This is a genomic window from Caloramator mitchellensis (assembly GCF_001440545.1).
Lineage (GTDB): Bacteria > Bacillota > Clostridia > Clostridiales > Caloramatoraceae > Caloramator > Caloramator mitchellensis.
The window spans coordinates 83,542-109,770 of record NZ_LKHP01000008.1; the positions used below are offsets into that span (position 1 = coordinate 83,542).

Sequence of the window (26,229 nt, forward strand, 5' to 3'; positions counted from 1 at the left end):
AATTATATATAAAAAAAGAGTAAAGGGCAAAATAAGCCTATACTCTTTTAAATGGATTAGTATTAATATTCGTAAGCACTGTTTCTATCCCAAATCTTTCTTCAATTAAATCTTTTAAATAATTCATAGCAGCAAATTCGCTACCATAGTGTCCAATGTCGATTAAACATAATCCAGCTGAAATAGCGTCTAAAGCATCATGGTGTTTAATATCGCCGGTTATCAAACAATCACATTCCATTTTAATTGCATCACTAATAAAGGAGCTACCACTCCCCCCTACAACGGCCACCTTTCCTACAATTGTATCCTCTTTACCACAAATTGCAACGCTATCAAGTTTAAATATTTCCTTTAGCTCAAGTGATAATTCCACTAAAGATTTTTCTTTGTCAAGGAAGCCAACTCTTCCAGTCCCGTATTGAAGTTTGTTCCACAATGGATAAACATCATATGCTACTTCTTCATAAGGATGAACCTTTAGCATATTGGATATAACATAACTTAATTTTTTCCCTGGAACTATAGTTTCGATTTTAAGTTCGTCAACATATTCAATCTTATTAATCTGGCCGATGTATGGATTAGAATCCTTCAATGGCATAAAAGTCCCTGTGCCAACAGTGTTAAATGAACAGTGGCTATAATTTCCTATATGTCCTGCACCGGCTTCAAGTAGTGCCTCCCTTACAACTTCGGCGTGCGTTTGAGGAACATAAACAACTAATTTATATAGTTTAGTCTCCTTTGAAGGTGATAGCAAAGATATATCATTAAGATTTATTTTTGAAGCAATAAAATCATTAAGCCCATCGTTAGCATTATCAAAATTTGTATGTAAAGCATATATATTAATATCGTTTTTGATGCATTTGCTAATCATTGAGCCCAATATGCTTTCAGACATAATTCTTTTTATTGATTTAAATATCATAGGATGATGAGAAATGATTAGATTGCAATTATTTTGTATCGCCTCATCTATAACCTCATCGGTTATGTCCAGAGTAAATAAAATTTTGTTAATTGCAGCATGTCTTGTTCCTAATAACAATCCTACATTATCAAAATCCTCTGCTAATTCAATTGGATATTTGTTTTCTAAAAAAGAAATAATATCTAACACACTTAAAGACATTCTTTCACTTCCTTAAATTCATTAAGTAATTTTTCCACTTCATAATGCCTTGGATTTTCCGTCGGAATACTACTTAAAATTTCCTCTAGAACATTTATCTTATCTGAAATATATTCCTCAATAAGAGGATGCTTTTTTTCAATAAGTATTTTACCAGTATAGTAATACACTTCTTTTTCGAATGGTTGCATTCTGTTGTTTGAAACCTTAAGTATATGATAATACTTATTTTCATCTTTAACAATATCTTCATCGATTATTGAGAAATTGTTTTCAACAAGATACTTTCTTAATACTTCAGGATACTGCATAGGTTGGAGCAGGATACATTTAAAACTACGTGCTAATTCAATGTTTTCATTCAATATATTACCAATCAAGTTTCCTCCCATTCCAGCAATTACAGAAACATCTGCTTCTCCAATCTTTAGTGGCTTCAGGCCATCTCCAATTCTTGCCTCAATTTTATCAATTACTCTATATTTTTTAAAATTTTTAATAGCCGCATCTATCGGACCTTTATTTATATCGGTTGCTATAGCCCTTTCTGATATTCCATTCAAAACTGCATAAATAGGTATATAACCATGGTCAGTTCCAATATCCGCTATGCATTTGCAATTTGGAATCATACTTACAATATGCTTTAATCTTTCAGATAAAATCATACATTCCTCCGTTACGCTCCTAATTCTAAATTGACACTTGCCTGTGGCAGTTTGATTACAAAGTTATAAAAATCCTCGTAATTTCCTTCAAAATCGCATACATACTCTAAATTTTTTCTATTTAAGATATTATCTTTTATTAAAAAAGTCTTAATACCAAGCTTTGAAGAAACCAAGTCCTCCTCTACATCATTTCCAACCATCAAACATTCTTCAGGTTTTTTATTTATATTATCTAATACTTCTTTATAAAAATTTAGATTTGGCTTGCAATAATGCATCTTTTCAAATGATGAGATAAATATAAAGTCCTCTTCATCAAGACCAGCCCATTTAATTCTTTGGACTATTGCTTCGATTGGAAAAATTGCGTTCGTAGCAACCACAAGATTATATTTCTTTAGTTTTAAAATATTTATCGCTTCTATGATGTATTTTGATGGAGTGCAAATCTTAGAAATATTTTTATATTCATTATTGTAAAAATCACTAAATGCATTTTCACAAGTTTCATAATCCATGTTTGTTAATTTACAAAACTTTCTCCAAAATGCTTCTTTATTTGTCTGCTCTCCATTGTTGACTATCATGTCAAGTGTAGCTTCCCAAACGTATTTTATTAACCTCTCTGGCGGAAAATAATTAATAAATTTTTTGCTCAGCAGTGTAAAATATTCCTCCTCAAATCTATGCATATCAAGTGGCAACAAAGTCCCATCCAAATCAAATAAAACAGTATTCATAAAATCACCTCAATTAAAAAATTTGGCTTACAAACGTAAGCCTTAATCCAAATAATCCTTTAGTTTTTTACTTCTGCTTGGGTGTCTTAATTTTCTCAATGCCTTTGCTTCAATTTGCCTTATTCTCTCTCTTGTTACCTTAAATTCCTTACCTACTTCCTCCAATGTTCTTGCCCTTCCATCGTCAAGTCCAAATCTTAATCTTAACACCTTTTCTTCTCTTGGAGTTAGAGTATCAAGGACATCCATAAGTTGTTCCCTTAACATTGTAAACGCAGCAGCTTCAGCAGGTGCAGGAGCGTCTTCATCAGGAATAAAGTCTCCAAGATGGCTATCTTCTTCCTCTCCAATTGGAGTTTCCAAAGAAACAGGTTCCTGTGCAATCTTCATTATTTCTCTTACTTTATCAACTTCCATATTTAATTCCTTAGCAACTTCTTCTGCCGAAGGTGCCCTCCCAAGTTCTTGAAGTAGCTGCCTTTCTATCCTAATCAATTTATTGATTGTCTCAACCATATGGACTGGAATTCTAATAGTTCTTGCCTGGTCCGCTATAGCTCTTGTAATGGCCTGTCTAATCCACCATGTCGCATAAGTTGAAAATTTATATCCCTTTCTGTAATCAAATTTTTCTACTGCCTTTAATAGTCCTAAATTCCCTTCTTGAATTAAATCAAGAAATAACATACCTCTGCCGACATATCTTTTAGCGATACTTACAACAAGTCTTAAATTAGCTTCAGCTAATTTTTTCTTTGCTTCCTGATCGCCTTCTTCAATTCGCTTTGCTAAATTAATTTCTTCATCTGCAGATAACAATGGAACCTTTCCTATTTCCTTAAGATACATTCTAACTGGGTCATCTATGCTGATTCCCTCAGGCAATGTTAAATCGATATCTTCTTCAAGCAATTGTTCCGGATTAAAATCATCCATGTCATCTAATACTTCGATACCCATTGATTCAAGTATTTCGTATATCTTTTCTATTTGGTCTGGAGATAAATCTACATCCTCTAGGGAATCCATGATCTCTTTATATGTTAGAACGCCGCTCTTCTTGCCCTTTTCTATTAAGTGCTTTACAATAGACATTTTTTTGGAATTATTGTTTGCCTCACTCTTTTGATTTTCCTTTTTCAAGGAATTCAACCTCCCTTCAAGACGCTATAGCAACGAAAGCTGCCTTTGTAGCTCAACTAATTTACTGGTTAATTCTATGGACGTTGTAAAGTCATTTTTACTTTCATATTCTTTTATCAGTCTTGTCAAATCATCTATTTGATGTTCAATGTTGTATTTTTTGATGCTCTTAATATAATCATCTATGAGCTCTTTATTTATATCTAAATTGTCGTTATTGACAAATATTTTTGCTATATCCGAAACTTCTCCTGGCTCAATAAATCTTTTTAAAATAATATCCGACTCTAATATGCCTTCATCTAATATAGTAACAGCTACTTTTTTATAGGTTTCTGTTATGAAATGCTTTGATGACAATCTTTCCTTAATATAATTTAACCAATCCTTATTTTCTATGCATATTGAAAGTAAATTTCTTTCTGCTTTTCTGTATCCCGGCTCAATGAAAATATTTCCACCACTTATATTATTTCTAATATTGGAATTCTTATTCCAATTTTCTTTATTATCAGTGTTAGAACGTTTAAATTCATCAAGCAGAACGGCAATATCGATTCCAGTCATATCAGATACTTTTGAAGCATACATATGAACATCAACTTCACTTTTTAATAATTTCAGTATTGATACCGCTTCCTTTACAAACCTGCTCTTATCCCTGGGCTCATTAAAATTCTTCCCATTTTTAGCAGCAATAATCAAATGTTCTATAGCAGGCAAAGCTTTTTCCTTTAGCTTTATAAATGCTTCTGCACCAAATTGTTTAACATATTCATCTGGGTCCTTCCCCCTTGGAATATTGATTATTTTTACATTCAAATCTTCAGAAAGCAATACATCTATTCCCTTCAATGTTGCTGCCTTTCCAGCCTCATCTGAATCATAACATAAATAAACATCCTTGCAATAACGTTTAATTAACTTAGCTTGTTCCTTTGTAAGGGCTGTTCCAAGCGACGCAACAGCATTATCAATCCCATATTGATGAAGCGAGATACAGTCCATATACCCTTCAACTATGATAAGGTCCTTCGGTGACCCATTCCTTAATACAAAATTCAAACCATAAAGATTAGTTCCTTTTTTAAACACTAATGTTTCAGGTGAATTTAGATATTTGGGTTTTGAATAATCCAAAACTCTCCCGCCAAAGCCTATAACTCTTCCTTTGTAATCGAATACAGGAAACATTATTCGATTTCTAAATCTATCATAAACTCCCTTTTCGCTTTTGCTTGCCAATCCTCCCTTAATAATTAAATCCTCACTATATCCTTGCTTTTTCAAGAAATTCAATAGTGACGTAAAACTGTCTAAACTATAACCTAATCCAAATTTTCGAATAGTCTTTATATCTAAGTTTCTTTCCAAAAGATAATTTAATTTTTCTTTATTAAGTTTTAAATTTTCATAATAGAACCTGGCTGCTCTAATGTTCATCTCCAATATTTTTTCATACGTAGAATCCTTTGAAACGCCATCATCAATTGGTATATTAGCCCTATCTGCTAAATACCTTATGGCATCTGCATATTCAAGGTTTCTAATTCGCATGACAAACCCTACGACATTACCAGCAGCTCCACAACCAAAACAGTGAAATAACTGTTTGTCAGGTGAAACACTAAGGGATGGGCCCTTATCATTATGAAACGGACAAACTCCCATAAAGCTATTTCCAGTTCTCTTGAGTGAAACATAATCAGATATAATATCGACTATATCACTGCTTTGCATTACTTTTTCAATGGCTTGCTCCGAAATCCTCATATAAAACATCACCTGACATATAAATATTTATTTCTACATTTGAATCAAAAAATCCTTCTTATTAACAAAAAATTAATAAGAATAATTTTTATACATTGACACAAATATATATAATTCGACACTAATTTTAAAAATCCTTCTATTTTTTAGATCTTTTTAAAAATATTTTTGCCATGGAGAGGGTATAAACAATCTATTGAACTCATGAATTGCATATCTGTCAGTCATCCCAGCTATATAATCGATTACTGACTGTTCTAACCCAAATTCTATAACCCTTTGATTATATTCCTTAGGCATTTCTTCAGGTTTTTTCATATAATATTCAAAAAGACTGATTACAAGATTTTGTGCTTTGTCCTCTTCTTTTTTGGCTTCTGAGCCATAATAAACATTTTCAAACATAAACCTTCTTAATTCCCAGGTAGCTTCGCCTACCTCGCCTATTAACTTGATTTCTCCATAATTTATGGCATGCATAATAACTGCCATAATCATCTTATTTAATCTCTCAGAGTTTGTCTTTCCAAGAACTTTAATGCATTCCTTTGGCAAGTCATCATTTTTTAAAATGCCAGCTCGAATTGCATCATCTATATCGTGATTAATATATGCAATCTTATCAGCAAGTTTTACTACCTTTCCTTCATTTGTTGCAGCAGTTAGTTCCCCAGAATGAGACAGTATACCGTCCTTCACTTCATGTGTTAGATTTAAACCTTTACCCTTTTCTAAATATTCGACAACTCTAAGGCTCTGGTAATTATGTTTAAATCCATTAGAAGTTACTTTGTCAAGTGCAAATTCACCTGTATGACCAAATGGTGTATGACCTAAATCATGTCCTAGTGCAATTGCTTCTGTTAAGTCTTCATTTAACCTAATAGCCCTTGAAATAGTTCTTGCTATCTGAGATACTTCCAGTGTATGAGTAAGTCTTGTCCTGTAATGGTCTCCTTCAGGTGCAATAAAAACCTGTGTTTTATGTTTTAATCTTCTAAACGCCTTAGAATGAATTATTCTATCCCTATCCCTTTGAAAGTCAGTTCTAATATCACATTTTTTCTCATCTTTCTCTCTACCCTTAGAATTTTTGCTTATTGTTGCAAGCGGGGATAATATTTTTTCTTCCAACTCTTCGTATCTTTCTCTTAAATTCATAAAATCACCCACAAATAAAATATATTATATATATTCTACACATTTGTCAATAACCCTGCTAAATATTCTTAAATTTCAGCTGTATATTAGATTATAACAAATATTGTTATTTTTTATACTCTATATAAGTGTATTTCAGTTATTTAAGTTGATATTCATACATATAATTGAATAGAAATCGTTTAAGGTGATTAAAATGGAAGGATATGAAATACTCTCAAGAAAAATAATAGGCCACGATGATTTGTTAAATAACATATTAATCCATTATCCTTATAAAATTATTTCAATAGAAAATATAAAGTATAAGGAAACGGATAAGGAAAGAGCCGTATACAAAATATCGACTAACAAAGGTAATAAATGCTTAAAAAAAGTCTATTATGATGAAGCTACATTATTGTTTATATATTCAGTAATCGAATGGTTAAATATTAAAGGAGTTAATGCTCCAAGGCTTTTGTCAACTAAAAATGGTTTAAAGTATGTTAAATACCAGGATGATATTTATATGCTCACTGATTGGATAGACGGACGAAAGTGTGAATACGACGATTTGGAGGATATTAAAAAAATATCAGCAAATCTTGCTAAAATTCATATATCTTCAAAGGGTTTTTTCCCTATTCAAGGTAGTAAATTGCTGATAGGTGAAAAAGACTATATCACAAGCTTGAATAAGCATTTTAAACATCTTTTAGAATTTTCAAATACCGCATTTAGACTAAAGGATAAGTTTTCTAAGTTGTATTTGGAAAACTTTGATTACTATATTAACTGTGCTAAAGAAAGCATTTATATAATATCAAAGATAGACTTTCAAAACTTAGGTGATGAGGTCAGCAGTAGGGCTATTTGCCATTTAGACTATGTGAATAAAAATTTGATTTTCACCTCTGACAACAAATTATATGTTATAGACTTTGATAAAACACGGCTGGATATGCCAATTCATGACATAAGCAGCTTTTTACACAGAATTCTAAAACGCAAAAAAACTCCCTGGAAATTCGAAATATTTAAAGAGGCCGTTGAGTGTTATGAAACGATAAGGCCTTTAAGTTATTATGAGCATTTAGCAATATTTTCATTATTGATGTTCCCTAAAAAGTTTTGGAAAATATCAAAGGATTATTTCAAAAATTATAAATTTGTAAATAAAAATTATTATTTAGAAGAATTACATGATGTGGTCGATTATAAAAAGGAGCATAGAGAGTTTTGTAAATTAGTTAATGATTATATAGAAACAAAATTCAGGGGATAGCATCCCCTGAATTTTTATAGGTTTTTTACTTTCTTGGGTTTTTAACTTGTGCTTGTGCAGCTGCAAGTCTTGCTATTGGCACTCTGAAAGGTGAGCATGATACGTAGTCTAATCCAACGTTGTGGCAGAATTCGATAGATGCTGGGTCTCCACCATGTTCTCCGCATATACCAAGCTTAATGTCTGGTCTTGTTGCTTTTCCAAGTTCAGCAGCCATCTTAACAAGCTTACCAACACCTGTTGCATCAAGCTTAGCAAATGGGTCAGATTCAAATATCTTCTTGTCATAGTAGTCATTTAAGAACTTACCTGCATCGTCTCTTGAGAATCCAAATGTCATTTGTGTTAAGTCGTTAGTTCCGAATGAGAAGAATTCAGCTTCTTTAGCAATTTCATCAGCAGTTAATGCTGCTCTTGGAATTTCAATCATTGTTCCAACTTTATATTCAAGCTTCATTCCTTCTCTTTCGATTATTTCGTTTGCTGTCTTTACGATTACGTCCTTAACATATTTTAATTCCTTAAGTTCTCCAACAAGTGGTATCATTATTTCTGGAACTATATCCCAGCCTTTTCTCTTCTTAACGTCTATAGCTGCTTCAATTATCGCTCTTGTTTGCATTTCTGCTATTTCTGGGTAAGTAACAGCAAGTCTGCATCCTCTGTGACCAAGCATTGGGTTGAATTCCTTTAAGCTTTCAACAGTAGCCTTAAGGTCTTCAAATGTTAATCCCATAGTTTCTGCAAGAGCCTTTATATCTTCATCTTCATGAGGTAAGAATTCATGTAGTGGTGGGTCTAGAAGTCTTATAGTTACAGGTCTTCCTTCCATTGCTTCATAAATTCCAATGAAGTCTTCCCTTTGCATTGGCAATAGCTTATCAAGAGCCTTTCTTCTTTGTTCTTCGTTCTTAGCAACTATCATTTCTCTAACTGCTGGTATTCTGTCTTCTTCGAAGAACATGTGTTCAGTTCTGCAAAGACCTATACCTTCAGCACCAAACTTAACAGCCTGAGCTGAATCCCTTGGTGTATCAGCATTAGTTCTAACCTTAAGAGCTCTTATTTCATCAGCCCACTTCATGAAAGTTTCAAAATATCCAGTTATTTGTGGTTCAACAGTCTTAATCTTTTGAGCATAAACGTTTCCAGTTGAACCGTCGATTGATATATAGTCGCCTTCGTTAATTTTTAAATCTCCAACTGTGAAGAACTTAGCTTCTTCGTTTATCTTAATATCGCCACAACCAGCTACGCAGCACTTACCCATACCTCTTGCAACAACGGCTGCGTGTGAAGTCATACCACCTCTTGCAGTTAGTATACCTTCAGCTGCTATCATACCTTCGATATCTTCTGGTGAAGTTTCAATTCTTACAAGAACAACCTTTTCACCTCTTGCTGCAGCTTCCTTAGCTTCTTCAGCTGTGAAGTATACCTTACCACAAGCAGCACCAGGTGATGCTGGAAGTCCCTTTGTAACTGCTTTTGCAGCCTTTAATTCTGCAGCATCAAAATTTGGATGTAGAAGTTGGTCTAACTGCTTAGCGTCAACCTTTAGCATTGCTTCTTCTTTTGTTATTCTTCCTTCTTCAACAAGGTCAACAGCAATCTTTAATGCCGCTGGAGCTGTTCTCTTTCCATTTCTAGTTTGTAGGAAGTATAGCTTTCCTTGTTCTATTGTAAATTCCATATCTTGCATATCTTTGTAGTGGTCTTCAAGAAGATGTGCAATTCTTACGAATTCTTCGTAACAATCAGGCATAACTTCTTTTAATTGGTCAATGCTTTGTGGAGTTCTTATACCTGCAACAACGTCTTCACCTTGTGCATTCATTAAGAATTCTCCGAATATCTTGTTTTCACCAGTTGCAGGGTTTCTTGTAAATGCAACACCTGTTCCTGAAGTTTCTCCCATGTTACCAAATACCATTGTTTGAACGTTTACAGCTGTTCCCCAATCGCTTGGAATGTCGTTTAATCTTCTATAAACGATAGCTCTTGGGTTGTTCCATGACCTGAATACAGCTTTAACTGATTCTAACAATTGCATCTTTGGATCTTGTGGGAAAGCTTCTCCCTTTTCCTTTATGTATAATTCCTTAAATCTTCTAACAACTTCCTTAAGATTTTCAGCAGTTAAATCTGTATCAAGAACTGCTCCATTTTCTTCCTTAACTTGGTCTAGTATGTGTTCGAATTTATTCTTTTCTATTTGCATAACAACGTCGCTGAACATTGTTATAAATCTTCTGTAGCTGTCATAAGCAAATCTTTCATTATTTGTAAGTTTTGCCATGCCTTCTACAGTTTCATCATTTAAGCCAAGATTAAGAATTGTATCCATCATACCAGGCATCGATGCTCTTGCACCTGAACGAACTGATACAAGTAATGGGTTTGATGGGTCACCAAATTTCTTACCTGTTATTCCTTCAAGTTTGTGTAGAGTTTCAAAAATTTCTTCGACTATTTCGTCTGCAATTCTTTGACCATCTTCATAGTATCTTGTGCAGGCTTCAGTTGTTACTGTGAATCCTGGTGGCACTGGTAATCCTATGTTTGTCATTTCTGCAAGGTTAGCACCTTTTCCACCTAAAAGGTTTTTCATACTAGCGTTACCTTCGTTGAAAAGGTAAACATACTTTCTCTTTTCCATTGCTTCTACCTCCCAATCTATATTTTGTCACCATAGGGACAATATTTGTCCCAGATGTGTATAATAAACAATCCAAACCTATATCAATCCCTAGCAAGCTCTAAAAAGAGCTTTGTGATTGTTGTTTTGGAAACCTTACCAGTTATCTTACAATACTCCTTGCCATCTTCTGTTCTTACTTTTTCAACAACCGGTATACTGTCTATTTCGTGTTCAATAATTCTTTTTGCTGCTTCAAACGCACTATCTTCATCACTTATGGTGATGATGTTAGGCATTCTCGTCATTATAATACCAATAGGGACCTTATGTATATCTGTATTTCCAAGGGTAATTTTCAAGAAATCCTTTCTTGACACAGCACCAGTTAAGTAACCCTTATTTTCAACAAATAATGTCCCTGTATCATTAATAAAAAGTTGAATTATTGAATCATAAATAGACATATCCTCTGGAACAACTGTAGGTTTGGATTTTATTTCAGCAACTTTTATTTCTTTAATCGGTTTATGTTTAAAAGCAGTTTCACCCTTTGAAGAATAAACATAGCCAACCTTAGGACGCGCTTCAAGTATGCCTGTCATTGTTAAAATAGCAAGATCAGGCCTTAATGCTGCCCTTGTTAAGTTTAGTTTATCAGCGATTTGCTCGCTTGTAATTGGCTGATTAACTTTTACAATCTCTATTATTTCTTCCTGGCGTTTTGTGAGTTTAATAAAAATCACCTCTGTACAAAGTATTATTATATTTATTATATATTGACAGAGGATTCAATACAATATTAATTCATAAATATTTTATTACATAAACTAAATATTTTCAATATTTAACAAAAATTTTTGATAAAAATGAATAAGCAAAATGCTTATTCATTTTTATCAAATTCATTCTTAACATCATTTACAGTTTCATTTATATCATCTTTCATTTCCTCAGCCTTTTCCATCACCGTCTCCTTAATATCGTTAACCTTTTCTTTTATTATGTCTTCAACAATCTCAACTCTTCCGTCAGGCCTTTCTATCTCTATTTTAACCTTTGTTACAACTGCTGCAACTGCGCCAATTGCAAGCAGTGCTGGACTAAATAAAGTTAATGCACCTGCAGCTATCCCAGCTGTTACCGGAATGTCTACTAGAATCTTATCATCCTTTTTAACTTTAATTCTGTTTACATTCCCCTTTCTGATAATGTCTCTTATTGTTTCGACTAAATCATTGCTAAAATCGGTAATCTGCTCCCCAAACTTCTTTTGATTTTGCTCGATGTAAATTAATGCATCGATAACATTTCCGTTGTTCTTTTCAAGTATTTCTTTTGCTTCTGCATAACCTATTCCTGTTCTTTGTCTTATTATGTCAATTTTTTCAAGAGTTATTTCTTCCATACAATCAACTCCTTTTTATTTCTTTTATTAAATTTAAAGATTTAAATTCTCTTTCTGTATAATATGATATGTATTTTTCCATTATTTCATCCAATCGTTTTAAGTTTAATTTATTATAATTAATATTCCTCAAATCTTCAAGTTTTATGTTTCTAAGTGTCCTTAACAAATCCAATTCTGAATTATTTAATTCATAAACCATTCCCTTATTGACAAAACATTTATCACAAACCATTCCTCCATCAGTTATGCTAAAAAAGTGCAACTCTTCATTTGACTTACACTTAACGCAATTTAATACAGATGGTTGATATCCTGACAGTGAAACAATCTTATACTCAAACGTGGTTTTCAATAATTCTAAATCGACATCGCTATCAGATAACAAATATAGTGATTTTAATAGCAGCCCAAGCATATATACATTTTTTGCTTCTTTCTCATTTAATACGTCGATCATTTCTAATATGTAACTTCCAAGCGATAATTTTTCAAGGTCCATTATTATCCTCTGGAATGATTCTATTATCTGGCTTTGGCTTAAAGTATACAAATTTTTGCCCTTATATATTGAGAACTTGCAGTAACAAAATGGCAGAGTGGATGACGCTATTTGGCTTTTAGGCTTTCTTGCGCCATGTGCAACTACATCAATCTTTCCAAGTTTGTCAGTAAAAATGGTGATGATTTTGTCACTTTCACCAAGGTTTATGCTCTTTAATACTACTCCCTGGACGTTACCTAATGACAAAACCATCACCTCCTAATTATTGATAGCCTAAAGTCTTTAATACAGAAGGGCTGTCTCTCCAATCTTTTTTTACTTTTACCCAAAGCTCTAAGAATATTCTGCTTCCCAGTAGCCTTTCAATTTCAAATCTTGCACTTGAGCCTATCTTTTTTAACATTTCACCCTTCTTGCCAATTATAATCGCTTTATGAGTGTCCTTTTCGCAGAAAATAGTTGCATTAATATTTATTAAATTCTTGCCCTCCTCAGCCTTCATAGTAACAACCTCTACCGCAGTTCCGTGCGGAACTTCTTCCTTTAAATTTTGCAGCAATTTTTCTCTGATTATTTCAGCTACTATGAATTTTTCAGGCTGGTCTGTTAACATGTCTTCAGGAAAATATTGAGGTCCCTCAGGCAGATTAGAAATAATAACATCAAGCAGTCTGTTTGTATTATCGCCCTTTAGCGCAGATATAGGAACAATTTCTTTAAAATTAAATACTTTGGAGTAATTTTCAATTGTTTTAGCAAGTATTTCCTTGCTAACCGTGTCAACCTTGTTAATCACTAATATAATCGGCGTTTTAACATTTTCAAGCTGTTTTATTATATGCAAATCACCTTCGTTAACCTTTTCTGATGGATTAATTAAGAATAAAACGGCATCTACTTCGTTTAGTGTCTCTTTTGCAATTTTAACCATATATTCTCCTAGTCTTGTCTTCGGTTTATGTATACCTGGAGTATCTAAAAATACCACTTGATAAGTGTCTCTAGTCAAAATTGCCTGTATCTTATTTCTTGTTGTTTGCGGTTTATTTGAAATAATTGATATTTTTTCACCTAAAAAATGATTCAACAAAGTAGATTTACCTACATTAGGTCTACCAATTATGGTTACAAAACCTGATTTGAAATTACTCATTCACATTTCTCCCTTCTAAATCCTCCTGCGTAAATGCGAATGGCAATAGTTCATAAAGTTTATATATCTTATATTCGCTGTTCTTATTTGCAACAATAATTTCCATATTAAGACCAAATTCAGAAAGAACCTGCCTGCATATTCCGCAGGGAAAAGTTAAACTATCGCTATCGCTTGTTATTGCAATCATCTTAAAGTCCTTATACCCTTCTGATATCGCTTTAAATAATGCTGTTCTTTCAGCACAATTTGTCCCTCCAAAGGATGCATTCTCAATATTACAGCCAGTAAAAACTTTATTATCAGAGGTCAATAATGCAGCACCTACTCTAAAATTAGAATAAGGAACGTATGCGTTTTCTTTTGCCTTTTGTGCTATTTCAACTAATTCTTTGTAGTCCATCTATATTCCCCCTAAAGTTTATTACATCAATATTTTATGCATTTTTCGGTAATCTTAATTATACCATTTAATAAACTATTGTAAAGAAAGATTTTAATGATTAAACTGTTGAAATATCAAAAAGCAAAACATTTATGCAATAATATGTTTTAGAGCCCCATGATCACAAATCATTCATGGGGCCCAATGACCTAATAATTATAAAAGCTTAAAAATGATAATTGCAATTAATATACCTAAAATAGCACCAACCGTAACTTCGTATAGAGAGTGAATCTTGCCTTCTACTCTGCTCTGTGCAACTACGAATGCAAGGAAGAAAGAAAGTGTAATTATCAGTGTATCCTGTGTTAATAGTGATATTGCTGTTGCAGTCCCAAACGCAACGGCACTATGTCCGCTTGGCATACCACCTCTAAGTGGTGTTCCTTGTCCATAAAACGCTTTTATAATTACTGTTGCTATTACTACAAGTAAGAGACATATAAAGACAACCGTTGGGTCGCTTTGTTTTATCTTAAATATTACAGTATTGGATAATACCTTCAATTTGTCATAGAATATTAAATAGCCAACTAATATTGAGTTTAATGCAGCTATCAATACTGCACCTGCTGCTACATTTTTTGCTATTTTAGCAAGGGGATGATAATAATTAGCGTTTAAATCAATCGTAACTTCTATAGCAGTATTAACCATTTCCAATATAATTACAAGCGCTACGGTTAAAAACAAAAGCAAAATTTCAATCTTGCTAAGATCGAAAAATAGGCTTCCAAAAAGAACAGCTGTTGCAATCAAAAGATGAATTCTCATATTTCTCTGTGTCTTAATTGCATAAACTATGCCCTCAATTGCATGATTGAAGCTCTCAGTAATCTTTCTTACTTTCATTTTATTCACCTATCTTACAAGTCCTAAATTGTTTAAGATGTCTTCTTCCTTTTCCCTCATTACTTTTCTTTCTCCTTCATCCTCGTGGTCATATCCTAAAAGGTGCAAAGTGCTGTGGACTGTTAAAAAAGCTATTTCTCTTTCAAATGTATGCCCATATTCTATTGACTGTTCCATTGCCTTTTCTAATGATAATATCATGTCTCCAAGTAGAACACATCCGCTTTCGGGATTTTTATCATCTTCAAATACTTCATATTTGTTTCTCAATTTAAAATCAATCATAGGAAAAGAAAGGACATCTGTTTCCCTGTTTATATTTCTGAATTCGTTGTTTATCTCTTTTATTTCATTATTGTCCACTATATAAACATTTATTTCAAACTCATGATTAAAACCTTCGCTTTTAAGTGTTTGAGAAATTGAATTGATTATTAAATTCTTTAAAGATTCATCAAAATGCATTTTATCCTGGTTATTCTCAAAGTATATCATTTAATTCACCTTCTGTTCAGCTATTTCTGGATATTCTATTCTACTGTGAAAAATCCCTTGTAATACGTTTATAAAACTCTTCTTAATGATTAATATTTCTCTCAAAGTTAAATTGCATTCATCAAACTGCCCTTCATCCATCTTTTCCTTAGTTAGTTTGTTTACCATATTTTCAATATCCGCTACCGTTATATTGCCAAGGGATCTTAAAGCTGCTTCTACACAATCAGCAAGCATAACAATAGCTGCTTCTTTGCTTCTCGGTTTAGGTCCGGGATATCTGAAATTTGATTCATCAACCTCTTCAAGTGAATTGTTTTTCTCCATCACATAAAAATATTTAATCAATGTCGTCCCATGATGTTCCTGTATTATCTGTTTTATAACCTCCGGCAGTTTATAGTGATTTGCAAGTTCTATTCCGTCCTTAACATGAGCTGATATTATCATTGCACTAAGCTTTGGAGTTAAATTATCGTGAGGATTATCGTTAGTAATTTGATTTTCCTTAAAAAAGTAAGGCCTTTTTATTTTTCCAATATCATGATAATATGCCCCAACTCTGGCAAGTAATGAATTGGCTCCTATTGCCTCTGCTGCTGCCTCTGCAAGATTACCAACAAGTATACTATGGTGGTAAGTTCCAGGTGCCTCAAATAAAATCTTTTTTAGAAGAGGTAAATTAGGATTAGAAAGCTCCATCAATTTAATTGGAGTCACTATGTCAAAAATTTGCTCAAATATAGGCATTATACCTATAGATAAAATGGATGAAATTAACCCTCCAGCAATTCCATAGGACATGTTAATTATTATCTGTGTTATTTCAATTCCATTAAGTAATCCAATAGATAATATGATTAATGAATCAAAAATGCCTATTAAAAAACCGCTTAGCATTATGTTGCTTCTATCGTGAGCTTTATAAATATAAATCGTTCCTATCAATCCTCCGAATAAATATACTACAAATGTTTCAAGATTAAAATTAGTCAATACAGCAGTTATCATTGAGGATATAATAAAAACATACATTGCTAAATTCTGCTCAAAAATTAGTGTAAGCAAAATTGGCATAAGTGCAATCGGTATTAAATATGGCGAAATTGCATAAGTCGCAATAACAAACAGCGCGTTTAATGTTAACGTTAGAAATATCATCGTGAATTTATTTATACTTTCATAAGCTTCTTTCTTAAATTTAGTTAAATACAATAAAATAAGTATTTCAACAATTGCCACTAAGGCCAAAACGCTTATATAAATATTTATGTCCGATATAGAGTTGCTCTTTAGAACTCCTGCTTTATTTAACAAATACATCTGGTAAGAATTAATAGTATCTCCCTTTGAAACGATAATCTGATTTTTCCTTATAACTACAGGTTCCACCTGCTTTTTGACTAAATCCTGTAATTCATTAGTCTTTTTAACGTCAAAAAACATGTTAGGTTTAATTGAACTTGCACCAATTGTATAAATGATCTCTTTTATATTATTTTCAAAAGCAGTCTTATCCAGCGACGATTTGAATTCCAATCTAATATTTTCGAGAGTAGCTTCATCGTTCTGCATTATGTCTTTTTTTGATATATCACTAATTGAATTAATTATATAATTTGAAATCGATTTAATTTTTTCGCTATCAAGCTTTATTAGGACTGTTAAGTTTGACTCAGTCAAATTATAGAATTTAGTTTCCTTTAATTTATTTATTTTTTCAAGTTCAGAAAGACTGCTTGTATTGATATCTAAAACCAATGAAAAAAACTGATTTATTTTATTTATAGCCTCATTTTGCAAATCATTATCCTTAGTATATTGCAGTGGGACTCCTGAAACAGCCATCTGCGATTTTTCCTGTGTTGCTATCTCATCCACAAATTCCCTAGGAGATTTTATATCTACCGGTGATTGCTGCCCCTCCTGCAAATCATATTTCTGTGGAATTACGCTTTTAAAACTTATTAAGGACAATAATACAAATGTTAAGAACAATACTAAAAATCTCTGGAATTTATCATTTTTTAATATCTTTGGTGCAGTTATCTTAAACATTTAATCACCTTTTTCCATTATCAAATTTATCATACGCCTTAATTATTTCAGTAACAAGTTTATGCCTTACGACATCTCTATGTGTAAAATAAATAAACTCAATTCCTTCTATATTTTTTAAAATGTTTGTTACCTGCTTCAGACCTGATGTTTTTTCAGGGCCTAAATCAATCTGAGTTAAATCTCCTGTTACTACTATCCTTGAGCCGTATCCAAATCTTGTTAAAAACATTTTCATCTGCTCTGGGGTAGTGTTTTGGGCTTCGTCTAAAATTATAAAACAATCGTCCAAAGTTCTTCCTCTCATATATGCCAATGGGGCTACTTCAATTATTCCTGCTTCCATATATTTTTGGAATGTTTCAGCGCCCAATATATCGTATAACGCATCAAACAATGGTCTTAAGTATGGATTTACCTTTTCCTGTAAATCCCCTGGCAAAAATCCAAGCCTTTCACCAGCCTCAACCGCCGGCCTTGTCAATATTATTCTGCTAACCTTTTTATCCTTTAGAAACTTGACTGCCATTGCAATTGCCAAATATGTTTTACCGGTTCCGGCAGGTCCTATTCCAAATACAATATCATTCTTTTTAATTGCTTCTATATACTCCCTTTGTCCAAAAGTTTTGCATTTAACGTATTTTCCCCTAGCAGTAACCACAATAACATCTTCTAATATCTTTTCTAAATCGGCAGGAGCATCCTCCATAACCAATCCAATTATATAATTAACAGTATGAAGAGTAATGGTTTCACCTTTTTTGGCTACTTCCAAAAGCTTTAAAACAGTTTTTGTTGCAAGCTCTACCTTCCCCGGTCCTGTTATCTTTACCTCTGTTCCTCTATTTACAATACTCACATCAAATGTTTGCTCTATAATTTTTATATTTTCATCAAATTTACCAAACAAATTCATAATTTGCTCCATATTTTCAATTTCAATTCTATTTTCTGTCTGCAAGACTTTTCCTCCAATCTAATTAATCTTTTTTTCCGCCGAAACCTTTTCCTCCGTAACCCAAAGGTTTCTAACCCTAACCTTATTTTTCATTATAACTTTTTCGATTTTCTTTTCCAATACCTTTGCATCCTTTGGAACCTTTTTTTCTAATTCATTATTTGTAATTTCTATTCCCGTATCCAATGCTTCTCTATAATTCAGTATTTTTATTCGTTGAATTTTTTCTTTATATGTTTCAGTAATTTTTATAATATTGGTTCCAAACCCTGCAATCTTTATTTTTTCTTTTTCTTCTATTTTATCATAAAATTGAAATTTGTTAACTCCAGGTTTTAAATATATTCTTTTATTGTTGGGCGTCAGTATATAAATAACCTTTAACTCGTTCCCAGTGAATTCAAAATATTTATACTGCAAATTAATCTCCTTTATCGACTCATACCATGTTTTGGCATACACATCGCCTATTGCCCTAGTGGCTTTCAATGGCAAATTTTGAGAATCTGTTATAACTCCTGATATTAGAACCTGGTCCTTCTTTACAAAGTCGCCCTCCTTAACAAGAGCCTGACCTTTAAGTGCCGAGACCTTTGTTATTATTCCCTCTTTTGTAGCTATGATATTTGTAGGTAATTCATTGTCTATTATTTCAGGAGGCATGGTTCTTTCTACAATCCTGACCTTTGCCTTTGTCCCATCGAAGCTTATCGTAATCATTGATAATTCAGTTATAGCCTTCACCATATTTTTTTCAACATCTCTTGGTTTTATTTTACTTTTAAAACTTCCTATTGTAATTCCATTTTTCTTCAATTCATTAAATATTATTTGTTCGTTGATTTTTTTATTTCCTTCTATTTCTATGCTCCAAACCATATTTGACATTAAGTATAATATTATAAAAAACACCAGTATTCCAGCAATAAAAAATGCTCTTCTAGCCATTCTTTTAATTATAAATATAATCCCATTTTTTCTTGCAATTCTTACCCTACAGCTAGTTTTTTTTGCAATTTTCCTTAAATCCTTAAACTGTTTACCACTCATTTTAAATCCCATTTCAGTAAAACTTATTCTTTCAATATCCCATAGATTTATTCCATTAACTATTGCAAGATTGATAAATTTCTCAGGATTCAATCCTTCTATTACCACATTTATATAATTTCTGTTCATATACATCCCCTAAATCACTTGATGATGCTTATAGAAGCAATAGTTCCATGAATGCTTATCTCGTCCTGGTTTATTTGCTTTATTATCAAATCGCTGCCTCTTATTAAAATTATTCCAATTCTGCTGTTTATTCTTATCTGTTCTTTTGTATATTCAATTATTCCTTTATGGTTTTCTATTAAAATTTCTATATCCCCTAAAATCTTAATAGCTGGGTAATCCAAAACTATTTCCTGTGGTATATCAAATGCTTCAGAAATTCTATTTTTTATTTCTTTTTGCATATTATCACCATATAAATTCATCTAATTAATTGTATGTAAAAGATGTCAAAAAAATTAAAAGACCTGCATAAGCAGGTCTAATTATTGTAAGAATTTTTTAACCATCTCGCTAACCATCTTGCCATCAGCTCTTCCTTTAACCTTTGGAGCTACTATGGCCATTACTTTTCCCATGTCCTTAATGCTATTTGCTCCAACCTCATCTACAGCACCCTTTATGATTTCAGCAATCTCTTCTTCAGTTAGCTGCTGAGGAAGGTATTCAAGCAAAATCTCAATTTCCTTGTTTGTTTGATCAACAAGATCTTGCCTGTTCCCTTTTTCAAAATCTGCAATTGATTCTTTTCTCTTTTTTACTTCCCTTGATATAACAGCTATTATCTGTTCATCATCAAGAGCTTGACCATTAGTCTTTTCATCATAAAGGATTGCAGCCTTAGCCATGTTCAAAACACTTGCTCTAAAGCTATCCTTTGCCTTCATCGCATTTTTCCAATCTTCTTGAATTCTTTCCTTGAGTGACATATTCACCCTTCTTTCATTATTTATGCTTTCTCTTACGAGCAGCTTGTGCCTTCTTCTTACGTCTTACGCTTGGGCTTTCATAGTGTTCTCTCTTTCTAACTTCAGCAAGCACACCTGCAGCCGCACACTTCTTCTTAAATCTCCTAAGAGCACTTTCTAATGATTCGTTTTCGCCTACTCTTATTTCTGACACCGTTCTCCCTCCCTCCGCTATACAGAATAACAGTGCTGCGATGAACTATATGCAAATAGCACATAAACATTATATATTATCAAAGTAAATTTTGTCAATGATTATTTATCAACCGGGTGGCCATTGCATATCTCTTCCTCCAAGCAGATGGAAGTGGATGTGCATAACAGTTTGTCCTCCTGCTGTCCCACAGTTATTTACAATTCTGAACCCATTTTCACTTATTCCTAAATCATTAGAAATCTTCTGTGCAACTTTAAAAATATGTCCAACAAGCGAGAAATCCTCTTCTTGCAAGTTCATGACGGATTCTATATGTTTTTTAGGAACTATTAAGACGTGTTGAGGAGCAACAGGATTTATATCCCTAAAGGCCACAACCTTATCGTCCTCATACAAAAAATCCACTTTAATCAATCCATTAGCAATTTTGCAGAAAATGCAATCCATTATTTCACCTCCATTTCTACCCTTCCTATTGCCTTATTTTCCCTACTCTCTAATATTTTAACATTAAATATCTGCCCTGACAAATCTTTGTTAAATGAAGTTCCTACTCTAATATAGTTTTTTGTATAACCCCAATAATAGCCATCGTTGTATTCCTCAAATAACACATCCATGGTTTTTCCTATAAATTTATTGATAAATTCTTCTTCAAGTTTTTTATCAAGTTCTATTAGTTTATGGCTTCTATTTTCTTTTATGCTCTCTTTAACCTGTTCCTTCATTTCGGCAGCCTTTGTCCCTCTTCTTGGACTGTATTTAAATATGTGCATCTTTGATAGATTAATTTTGCTTAAAAATTCATAGGTCTTTGCAAATTCATCATCAGTCTCTCCTGGAAATCCCACGATTATATCGGTTGTTATAGACACATCCTCGAACGTTTTTCTTAAGTTTTCAACTACAATCTTATATTCTTCAGTTGTATAATGCCTGTTCATCCTCTTTAAAGTTTCATCGCAGCCGCTCTGAAGGGAGAGATGAAAGTGAGGACAAAATTTCTCAATATTTTTCAGCCTGTTTATTTTATCCTCCGAAAAGAACGTAGGGTCAACAGAGCCAATTCTAATCCTTTCTATTCCATCAACCTTTTGAATCATCTCAATTACATCTACAAGGTCTATATCCTTTAAGTCCTTCCCATATGATGCAACATGGATTCCCGAAAGTATTATTTCCTTGTAGCCATTTGAGGCTAATTTTTCAACTTCCTTTAGTATATTTTCAGGCTTTCTGCTTCTTACAGGCCCTCTTGCAAAAGGAATCAAGCAATATGAGCAAAACCTGTCGCAGCCATCCTGAATCTTTAAAAATGCCCTGGTTTTGTCTTGATATTCATCTATCTCAAGCTCCTCAAACTGTCTTATGCTCATTACATTTTCAACGTGTTTAATTTTTCTCTTATTTCTTTCAAACTCTTCAACAAGCTCAATTATCTTGCCCTTATCCTTTGTTCCAATTATAATGTCCACATCTTCTAATTTTTCAACCTCTTCAGGGGCAACCTGAACATAGCATCCTACTGCAACTACACAGGATTCTGGATTAATCCTCTTCGCCCTTCTAAGCATTTGTCTTGATTTTTTATCTCCTATATTTGTAACAGTGCATGTGTTAACAACATAAACATCAGCAAATTCATCAAATTCTACAAGCTCATAATCGTGTTTTATAAAGGTTTCTGCTATTGCTTCTGTTTCATATGTATTAACTCTGCACCCTAATGTATAAAATGCTACTTTTTTCATCTAGCTCCTCCTAAATCTCCAAATTCATATAGTATTAAAGCTGATGCAACAAATCCCGCTGTTTCTGTTCTAAGTATTCTTGGTCCTAATGTAACTGGAATAATTCCATTTACTTTACAAATCTCAATCTCTTCCTCTTCAAATCCGCCTTCGGGTCCTATAAGTATTCCTACGTTCTTTACATCATTTCTGCTTGTTAAACTTTTTATTCCATTCCCCTCTTCATTTTCGTAGGGAACAATGCTCAAATCCATGTTTTTTAATCTTTCTATTGTTTCTTCAAAGGATATGGGATTTAAAACCTTTGGAACAATTCCCCTATCGCTCTGCTTTGCAGCTTCGTAGGATATTCTATTCCATCTTTCTATTTTATTGCTTATATCCCTATCCTCCGTTTTAACTACAACTCGTTTAGTTATAACCGGAACAATTTCTACAACCCCAATTTCAACGCACTTTTGAACTATCAAATCCATTTTTTGAGCCTTTGGCATCCCTTGAAACAGCGTTATTTTTAATGGAGGTTCAGTTTCATTTCTGTAACTTTCTAAAACATTGCAATACACAGTTTTCTTATCATTTGCATCTATCTCGCATATATATTCATTTCCTTCGCCATCAGAAACTTGTATTTTTTCTCCCTTTCTTAATCGTAAAACCTTAAGGATGTGGTTTACATCCTCCCCCTCAATATTTATTTTATTGCCATTGATATTATTTGACTTAACAAAAAATTTATGCATACTTCATCTCCCTTTACTCTGGTTTAGAAACTATTCCAACCCATTCGCCCATTTCTTTGATTTCTATAATTTTTAGATTATTGTTTTCAAGTTCCTTCAATACATCGTTTTTTCTATCCTGAATTATTCCTGATACTATAAATAAGCCTTCTTGCTTTATAAAATTCTTAATCGATGAAGTCATATTTATTATTATATCAGCTATTATATTTGCAACAACTATATCAGCCTTTTCAGTTAAAACATCAGTTAAATTTCCATGCCTAATTTCCACATTTCCTATGTTATTATATTCAACATTTTCCCTTGCTGCATCAACTGCTACTTCATCTATGTCAACGCCCACAACTTTTTCAGCTCCAAATTTTGAAGATGCTATTGCAAGTATCCCAGAACCTGTTCCTATATCAAAAACCGTTTCTCCACCCTTTAGATATTTTTCTAAAAGCTCAAGGCAGAGAATTGTCGTTTCATGAGTCCCAGTTCCAAATGCCATTCCAGGGTCAAGTTCAATTACAATTTCGTTATCTTCAGGAGTATATTCCTCCCATCTTGGTTTAACAACTATTCTTTTTCCTAATTTAGTCACCTTGTAATACTTTTTCCATGATGTAGCCCAATCTTCCTCATAAACCTGGTTTACTAAAATTTTTCCTTCACCAATATCAAATCCATCACTCTTTAGCTCTTCTAATCTTTCATTTATGTATTTTAATATTTCATCAATATTATCCTCATCGCTAAAATACCCTTTAACAACCGCAGCTTTATCACCATACTCATACAAATTCATATCAACATAATCCCAGCTCGGTGTGTTTAACTTCTGCAAAATATCATTTGGGTCCTCTATAGCTACTCCCTTTACATCCAAAGAATAAAATATCCCACTTACCATCTCTATTGCATCAGGACTTGTAATTACCTTTATCTCAATCCACTTTCCCTTCATAAAATCAACTCCTTCGTTTTTTGTTAATTATACAATAAAGCAATAATTTATTCAAACTGTTCGTATCACATTATGTTTATCTCCAATCACAAATCTGTTGCCATAATTTTTTTATTAAAACCCATCTCCCCCGTCTCCATTATTCATCCCCAAAGACAAAAAAACCCTGATTTCTCAAGGCTTCACATACATTGTATCAAATTAATAGTTCAAATATATCTTTGGACGATGATTTTGATACAAGATTTTATTTATATAATGATTAAAAATATATACATTATTTTCACTCCCTAAACAATACATCATCATTCAGCACCATAAAATTTTTTTAATCATTTTTATAATAAATTATTTATGTTAACTTTTCTGCTATTTTAAAGTTCCTCTTATGTTAATTATACTAAACTTTTTTAATGAAATATACTCAGCTTTATAAATAATATTGTCCTACATAAAAAATTAATGTTCTGCATTATACGTATCTATTCCCCATTGAATATCCGCTGTATCTCTAGGATCATCAAAATAACTACTCCAAAAACTAATATCAGAAGTACCGCTTATTATTTGAACTAGACCCGCAGCAGATTTAAGAGTTGTTGGTCCAAATACTGCACTTCCAACATAGCCATAATGAAAATTTCCTATTGTTTCTCCGCTAACATGTGCTCTCAAACCTTCATCATAATAAATAGTTTTTGTTCCTAAGTAAGTTTTATAGTCCCATATTCCTCCACTCTTTACCCTTTCAGTAAAATAAACTCCTGCTACAATATGTTTTGTTCCAAAAATAGCATTTTCATAAACTTTTTTTAGCTCATCTGCATGAATTCTCGCTTCAGGTAATATATCAATTACTGCTGCTTTAATTGAGAAAAAATTTTCTTGTTGTATATTTGTAACAACTGAAATTTCTAAGTTGCTATTTATTTTAACAGCATTAAGTTTAATTAATATGTTCAATCTATTTATAAAGCTATTTAATTTTTCTAATTCAATTGAATCAAATTTATATAATTCTGAAATTTTTTCAACGTTTACAAAAATAGTATTATCGCTTTTGAATATAACATTTTCAAGATTATTTAATAATACTGAATATGAATCATAATCATTTTCTATTTTAGAAATATTTTTATTTTGAGACTGTTTATATATTTCTTTAAACATAGCGTTCGCGTCTGAAGATATTTTTTTAACATCTCTATTATAAGCTAGATTAGCATATACAATTTGATTAAAAGGTATAAGTATAACTATTAAAAAAGCTAATACGAAATTAATTATCTTTATAATAATACCCTTCATAAATAACCCCTCCATCTTTCACTTAATTTAATTTAATCTTTAACGGTAAAATTACATAAGAATATAATATTTTGACTTTTTTATATGTCACCTCCCTTGAATTTTTCAAATAACTTACATATGAATTTATAATGAAACAACCTTATCATTATTTCTTCATGACTAACTTCTCTATAATAACAACATAATTACTCTATAGTTTAATTAGAACGTATATTAACAAAAAAATATCAAAAAAACATCTAATTTACTACGAAAAGAACAAAAAACATATTAATGCTATATAACTTAATTTCAGAATACTAATGATTGTAATTAAGTTAAAAATAATATCCCAAAATTGAATTCTTCTTTTTTGACTTTTTATAAAGAATTTTCTAAGATAATCAAAATAAATAAAAAGCACTAATATCAGAAGTAAAGAAAAAATTACACCAGAGTAACTTTGTTTAATTTTTATTAAACTATTTTCCAAATTATAATTTACCAGTATTAAAATTGCAATTAAATCAATAATAAGAACTATAAATAAGCTTTTAATTTGTTGTTTTAATAACATAAAAGCTTACACTCCCTTCCCTGAATAAGCAATAACTGATTTTCATTTTAACCTTCTTTGCTGTAACAAGGTATAGTCAAAAGTTTTAGGGTACTTTTGACGATAACCCCTTGATTTTATTAATTTTTTGTATGATAACTTGCTCCCCCTCTTTTTCGAGGTATTTTTTAGTTACGTAAGCGTCAAAACAGGACCACCTTTACAAAAAAGCCGCATTTTAATGCGACCTTTTACTTCAGCATGGCTCTGCATTTGTCTGGTAATTCCTTTGACCATGGAAGCAATTTATTTAGTTCTTCCTCTTTTGTAATATCAACGTTTGGC

26 protein-coding genes are annotated in these 26,229 nt (G+C 32.2%); 1 reads left to right on the forward strand and 25 read right to left on the reverse strand.

Annotated elements, in window-relative coordinates; genetic code table 11:
- Positions 1 to 37: 37 nt before the first annotated feature.
- The 6 genes from ABG79_RS07985 to ABG79_RS08010 form a co-directional block, all read right to left on the reverse strand.
- Positions 38 to 1,138, reverse strand: a complete 1,101-nt coding sequence (locus tag ABG79_RS07985) for a Nif3-like dinuclear metal center hexameric protein (RefSeq protein WP_057978917.1) — start codon at positions 1,136 to 1,138, stop codon at positions 38 to 40.
- Positions 1,129 to 1,806 (reverse strand): tRNA (adenine(22)-N(1))-methyltransferase, encoded by a 678-nt coding sequence (locus ABG79_RS07990; protein ID WP_057978919.1) that lies wholly within the window; start codon positions 1,804 to 1,806, stop codon positions 1,129 to 1,131. The genes ABG79_RS07985 and ABG79_RS07990 overlap by 10 nt, the downstream gene beginning before the upstream one ends.
- A gap of 11 nt (positions 1,807 to 1,817) precedes the next feature.
- Positions 1,818 to 2,549 carry an HAD family hydrolase gene (locus ABG79_RS07995; RefSeq protein WP_057978920.1) on the reverse strand — a complete coding sequence of 244 codons (732 nt, stop codon included), beginning with the start codon at positions 2,547 to 2,549 and terminating at the stop codon, positions 1,818 to 1,820.
- A 42-nt stretch (positions 2,550 to 2,591) separates the two neighbouring features.
- Complete coding sequence (rpoD, locus tag ABG79_RS08000; RefSeq protein WP_423230094.1) at positions 2,592 to 3,692, reverse strand: RNA polymerase sigma factor RpoD; 1,101 nt, start codon at positions 3,690 to 3,692, stop codon at positions 2,592 to 2,594.
- Positions 3,693 to 3,716: 24 nt separating this feature from the next.
- Positions 3,717 to 5,465 carry a DNA primase gene (dnaG, locus tag ABG79_RS08005; protein ID WP_057978924.1) on the reverse strand — a complete coding sequence of 583 codons (1,749 nt, stop codon included), beginning with the start codon at positions 5,463 to 5,465 and terminating at the stop codon, positions 3,717 to 3,719.
- A gap of 156 nt (positions 5,466 to 5,621) precedes the next feature.
- Entirely contained in the window at positions 5,622 to 6,626 is a 1,005-nt protein-coding gene (locus ABG79_RS08010) for a deoxyguanosinetriphosphate triphosphohydrolase (RefSeq protein WP_057978927.1), read from the reverse strand.
- Between the two features lie 196 nt (positions 6,627 to 6,822).
- On the opposite strand from ABG79_RS08010, the gene ABG79_RS08015 reads away from it, so the two are divergent.
- Positions 6,823 to 7,893 carry a CotS family spore coat protein gene (locus tag ABG79_RS08015; RefSeq protein WP_057978929.1) on the forward strand — a complete coding sequence of 357 codons (1,071 nt, stop codon included), beginning with the start codon at positions 6,823 to 6,825 and terminating at the stop codon, positions 7,891 to 7,893.
- A 25-nt stretch (positions 7,894 to 7,918) separates the two neighbouring features.
- On the opposite strand, the gene ppdK is transcribed toward ABG79_RS08015, so the two are convergent.
- The 19 genes from ppdK to ABG79_RS08110 form a co-directional block, all read right to left on the reverse strand.
- Entirely contained in the window at positions 7,919 to 10,552 is a 2,634-nt protein-coding gene (ppdK, locus tag ABG79_RS08020; protein WP_057978931.1) for a pyruvate, phosphate dikinase, read from the reverse strand.
- Between the two features lie 83 nt (positions 10,553 to 10,635).
- Positions 10,636 to 11,268, reverse strand: coding sequence for a transcriptional regulator CcpN (gene ccpN / locus ABG79_RS08025; protein WP_057978971.1), 633 nt, complete (start codon positions 11,266 to 11,268; stop codon positions 10,636 to 10,638).
- Positions 11,269 to 11,417: 149 nt separating this feature from the next.
- Positions 11,418 to 11,939, reverse strand: a complete 522-nt coding sequence (locus ABG79_RS08030) for a DUF4342 domain-containing protein (protein ID WP_057978933.1) — start codon at positions 11,937 to 11,939, stop codon at positions 11,418 to 11,420.
- A 4-nt stretch (positions 11,940 to 11,943) separates the two neighbouring features.
- Positions 11,944 to 12,690, reverse strand: coding sequence for a DNA repair protein RecO (recO, locus tag ABG79_RS08035; RefSeq protein WP_057978935.1), 747 nt, complete (start codon positions 12,688 to 12,690; stop codon positions 11,944 to 11,946).
- 16 nt (positions 12,691 to 12,706) lie between these two features.
- A complete protein-coding gene (gene era, locus ABG79_RS08040; RefSeq protein ID WP_057978937.1) occupies positions 12,707 to 13,597 on the reverse strand; it encodes a GTPase Era in 891 nt (296 codons plus the stop codon).
- Entirely contained in the window at positions 13,590 to 14,000 is a 411-nt protein-coding gene (locus tag ABG79_RS08045; protein ID WP_057978939.1) for a cytidine deaminase, read from the reverse strand. Before ABG79_RS08045 ends, era begins: the two co-directional genes overlap by 8 nt.
- 198 nt (positions 14,001 to 14,198) lie before the next feature.
- A complete protein-coding gene (locus tag ABG79_RS08050) occupies positions 14,199 to 14,894 on the reverse strand; it encodes a diacylglycerol kinase (protein WP_057978940.1) in 696 nt (231 codons plus the stop codon).
- 9 nt (positions 14,895 to 14,903) lie between these two features.
- Positions 14,904 to 15,389 carry an rRNA maturation RNase YbeY gene (ybeY, locus tag ABG79_RS08055; protein WP_057978941.1) on the reverse strand — a complete coding sequence of 162 codons (486 nt, stop codon included), beginning with the start codon at positions 15,387 to 15,389 and terminating at the stop codon, positions 14,904 to 14,906.
- Complete coding sequence (locus tag ABG79_RS08060) at positions 15,390 to 17,447, reverse strand: HD family phosphohydrolase (RefSeq protein ID WP_057978943.1); 2,058 nt, start codon at positions 17,445 to 17,447, stop codon at positions 15,390 to 15,392.
- A gap of 4 nt (positions 17,448 to 17,451) precedes the next feature.
- Positions 17,452 to 18,378 (reverse strand): PhoH family protein, encoded by a 927-nt coding sequence (locus tag ABG79_RS08065; protein ID WP_057978972.1) that lies wholly within the window; start codon positions 18,376 to 18,378, stop codon positions 17,452 to 17,454.
- A gap of 48 nt (positions 18,379 to 18,426) precedes the next feature.
- Positions 18,427 to 19,587 carry a sporulation protein YqfD gene (yqfD, locus tag ABG79_RS08070; protein WP_057978945.1) on the reverse strand — a complete coding sequence of 387 codons (1,161 nt, stop codon included), beginning with the start codon at positions 19,585 to 19,587 and terminating at the stop codon, positions 18,427 to 18,429.
- Positions 19,588 to 19,601: 14 nt separating this feature from the next.
- On the reverse strand, positions 19,602 to 19,871 hold the full coding sequence (yqfC, locus tag ABG79_RS08075; protein WP_057978947.1) for a sporulation protein YqfC: 270 nt from the start codon (positions 19,869 to 19,871) through the stop codon (positions 19,602 to 19,604).
- Between the two features lie 81 nt (positions 19,872 to 19,952).
- Positions 19,953 to 20,396: a GatB/YqeY domain-containing protein gene (locus ABG79_RS08080; RefSeq protein WP_057978949.1), complete on the reverse strand. Its 444-nt coding sequence runs from the start codon at positions 20,394 to 20,396 to the stop codon at positions 19,953 to 19,955.
- A gap of 16 nt (positions 20,397 to 20,412) precedes the next feature.
- Positions 20,413 to 20,589, reverse strand: a complete 177-nt coding sequence (gene rpsU, locus ABG79_RS08085; protein ID WP_057978951.1) for a 30S ribosomal protein S21 — start codon at positions 20,587 to 20,589, stop codon at positions 20,413 to 20,415.
- 108 nt (positions 20,590 to 20,697) lie between these two features.
- Positions 20,698 to 21,039, reverse strand: a complete 342-nt coding sequence (locus ABG79_RS08090; RefSeq protein WP_423230095.1) for a histidine triad nucleotide-binding protein — start codon at positions 21,037 to 21,039, stop codon at positions 20,698 to 20,700.
- Positions 21,039 to 22,343, reverse strand: a complete 1,305-nt coding sequence (gene mtaB, locus ABG79_RS08095) for a tRNA (N(6)-L-threonylcarbamoyladenosine(37)-C(2))-methylthiotransferase MtaB (protein ID WP_057978955.1) — start codon at positions 22,341 to 22,343, stop codon at positions 21,039 to 21,041. Before mtaB ends, ABG79_RS08090 begins: the two co-directional genes overlap by 1 nt.
- Entirely contained in the window at positions 22,340 to 23,086 is a 747-nt protein-coding gene (locus tag ABG79_RS08100; protein WP_057978957.1) for a 16S rRNA (uracil(1498)-N(3))-methyltransferase, read from the reverse strand. The genes mtaB and ABG79_RS08100 overlap by 4 nt, the downstream gene beginning before the upstream one ends.
- Positions 23,087 to 23,099: 13 nt before the next feature.
- Positions 23,100 to 24,038 (reverse strand): 50S ribosomal protein L11 methyltransferase, encoded by a 939-nt coding sequence (gene prmA, locus ABG79_RS08105; protein ID WP_057978959.1) that lies wholly within the window; start codon positions 24,036 to 24,038, stop codon positions 23,100 to 23,102.
- A gap of 459 nt (positions 24,039 to 24,497) precedes the next feature.
- Complete coding sequence (locus tag ABG79_RS08110; RefSeq protein ID WP_057978961.1) at positions 24,498 to 25,346, reverse strand: polymorphic toxin type 44 domain-containing protein; 849 nt, start codon at positions 25,344 to 25,346, stop codon at positions 24,498 to 24,500.
- Positions 25,347 to 26,229 lie beyond the last annotated feature (883 nt).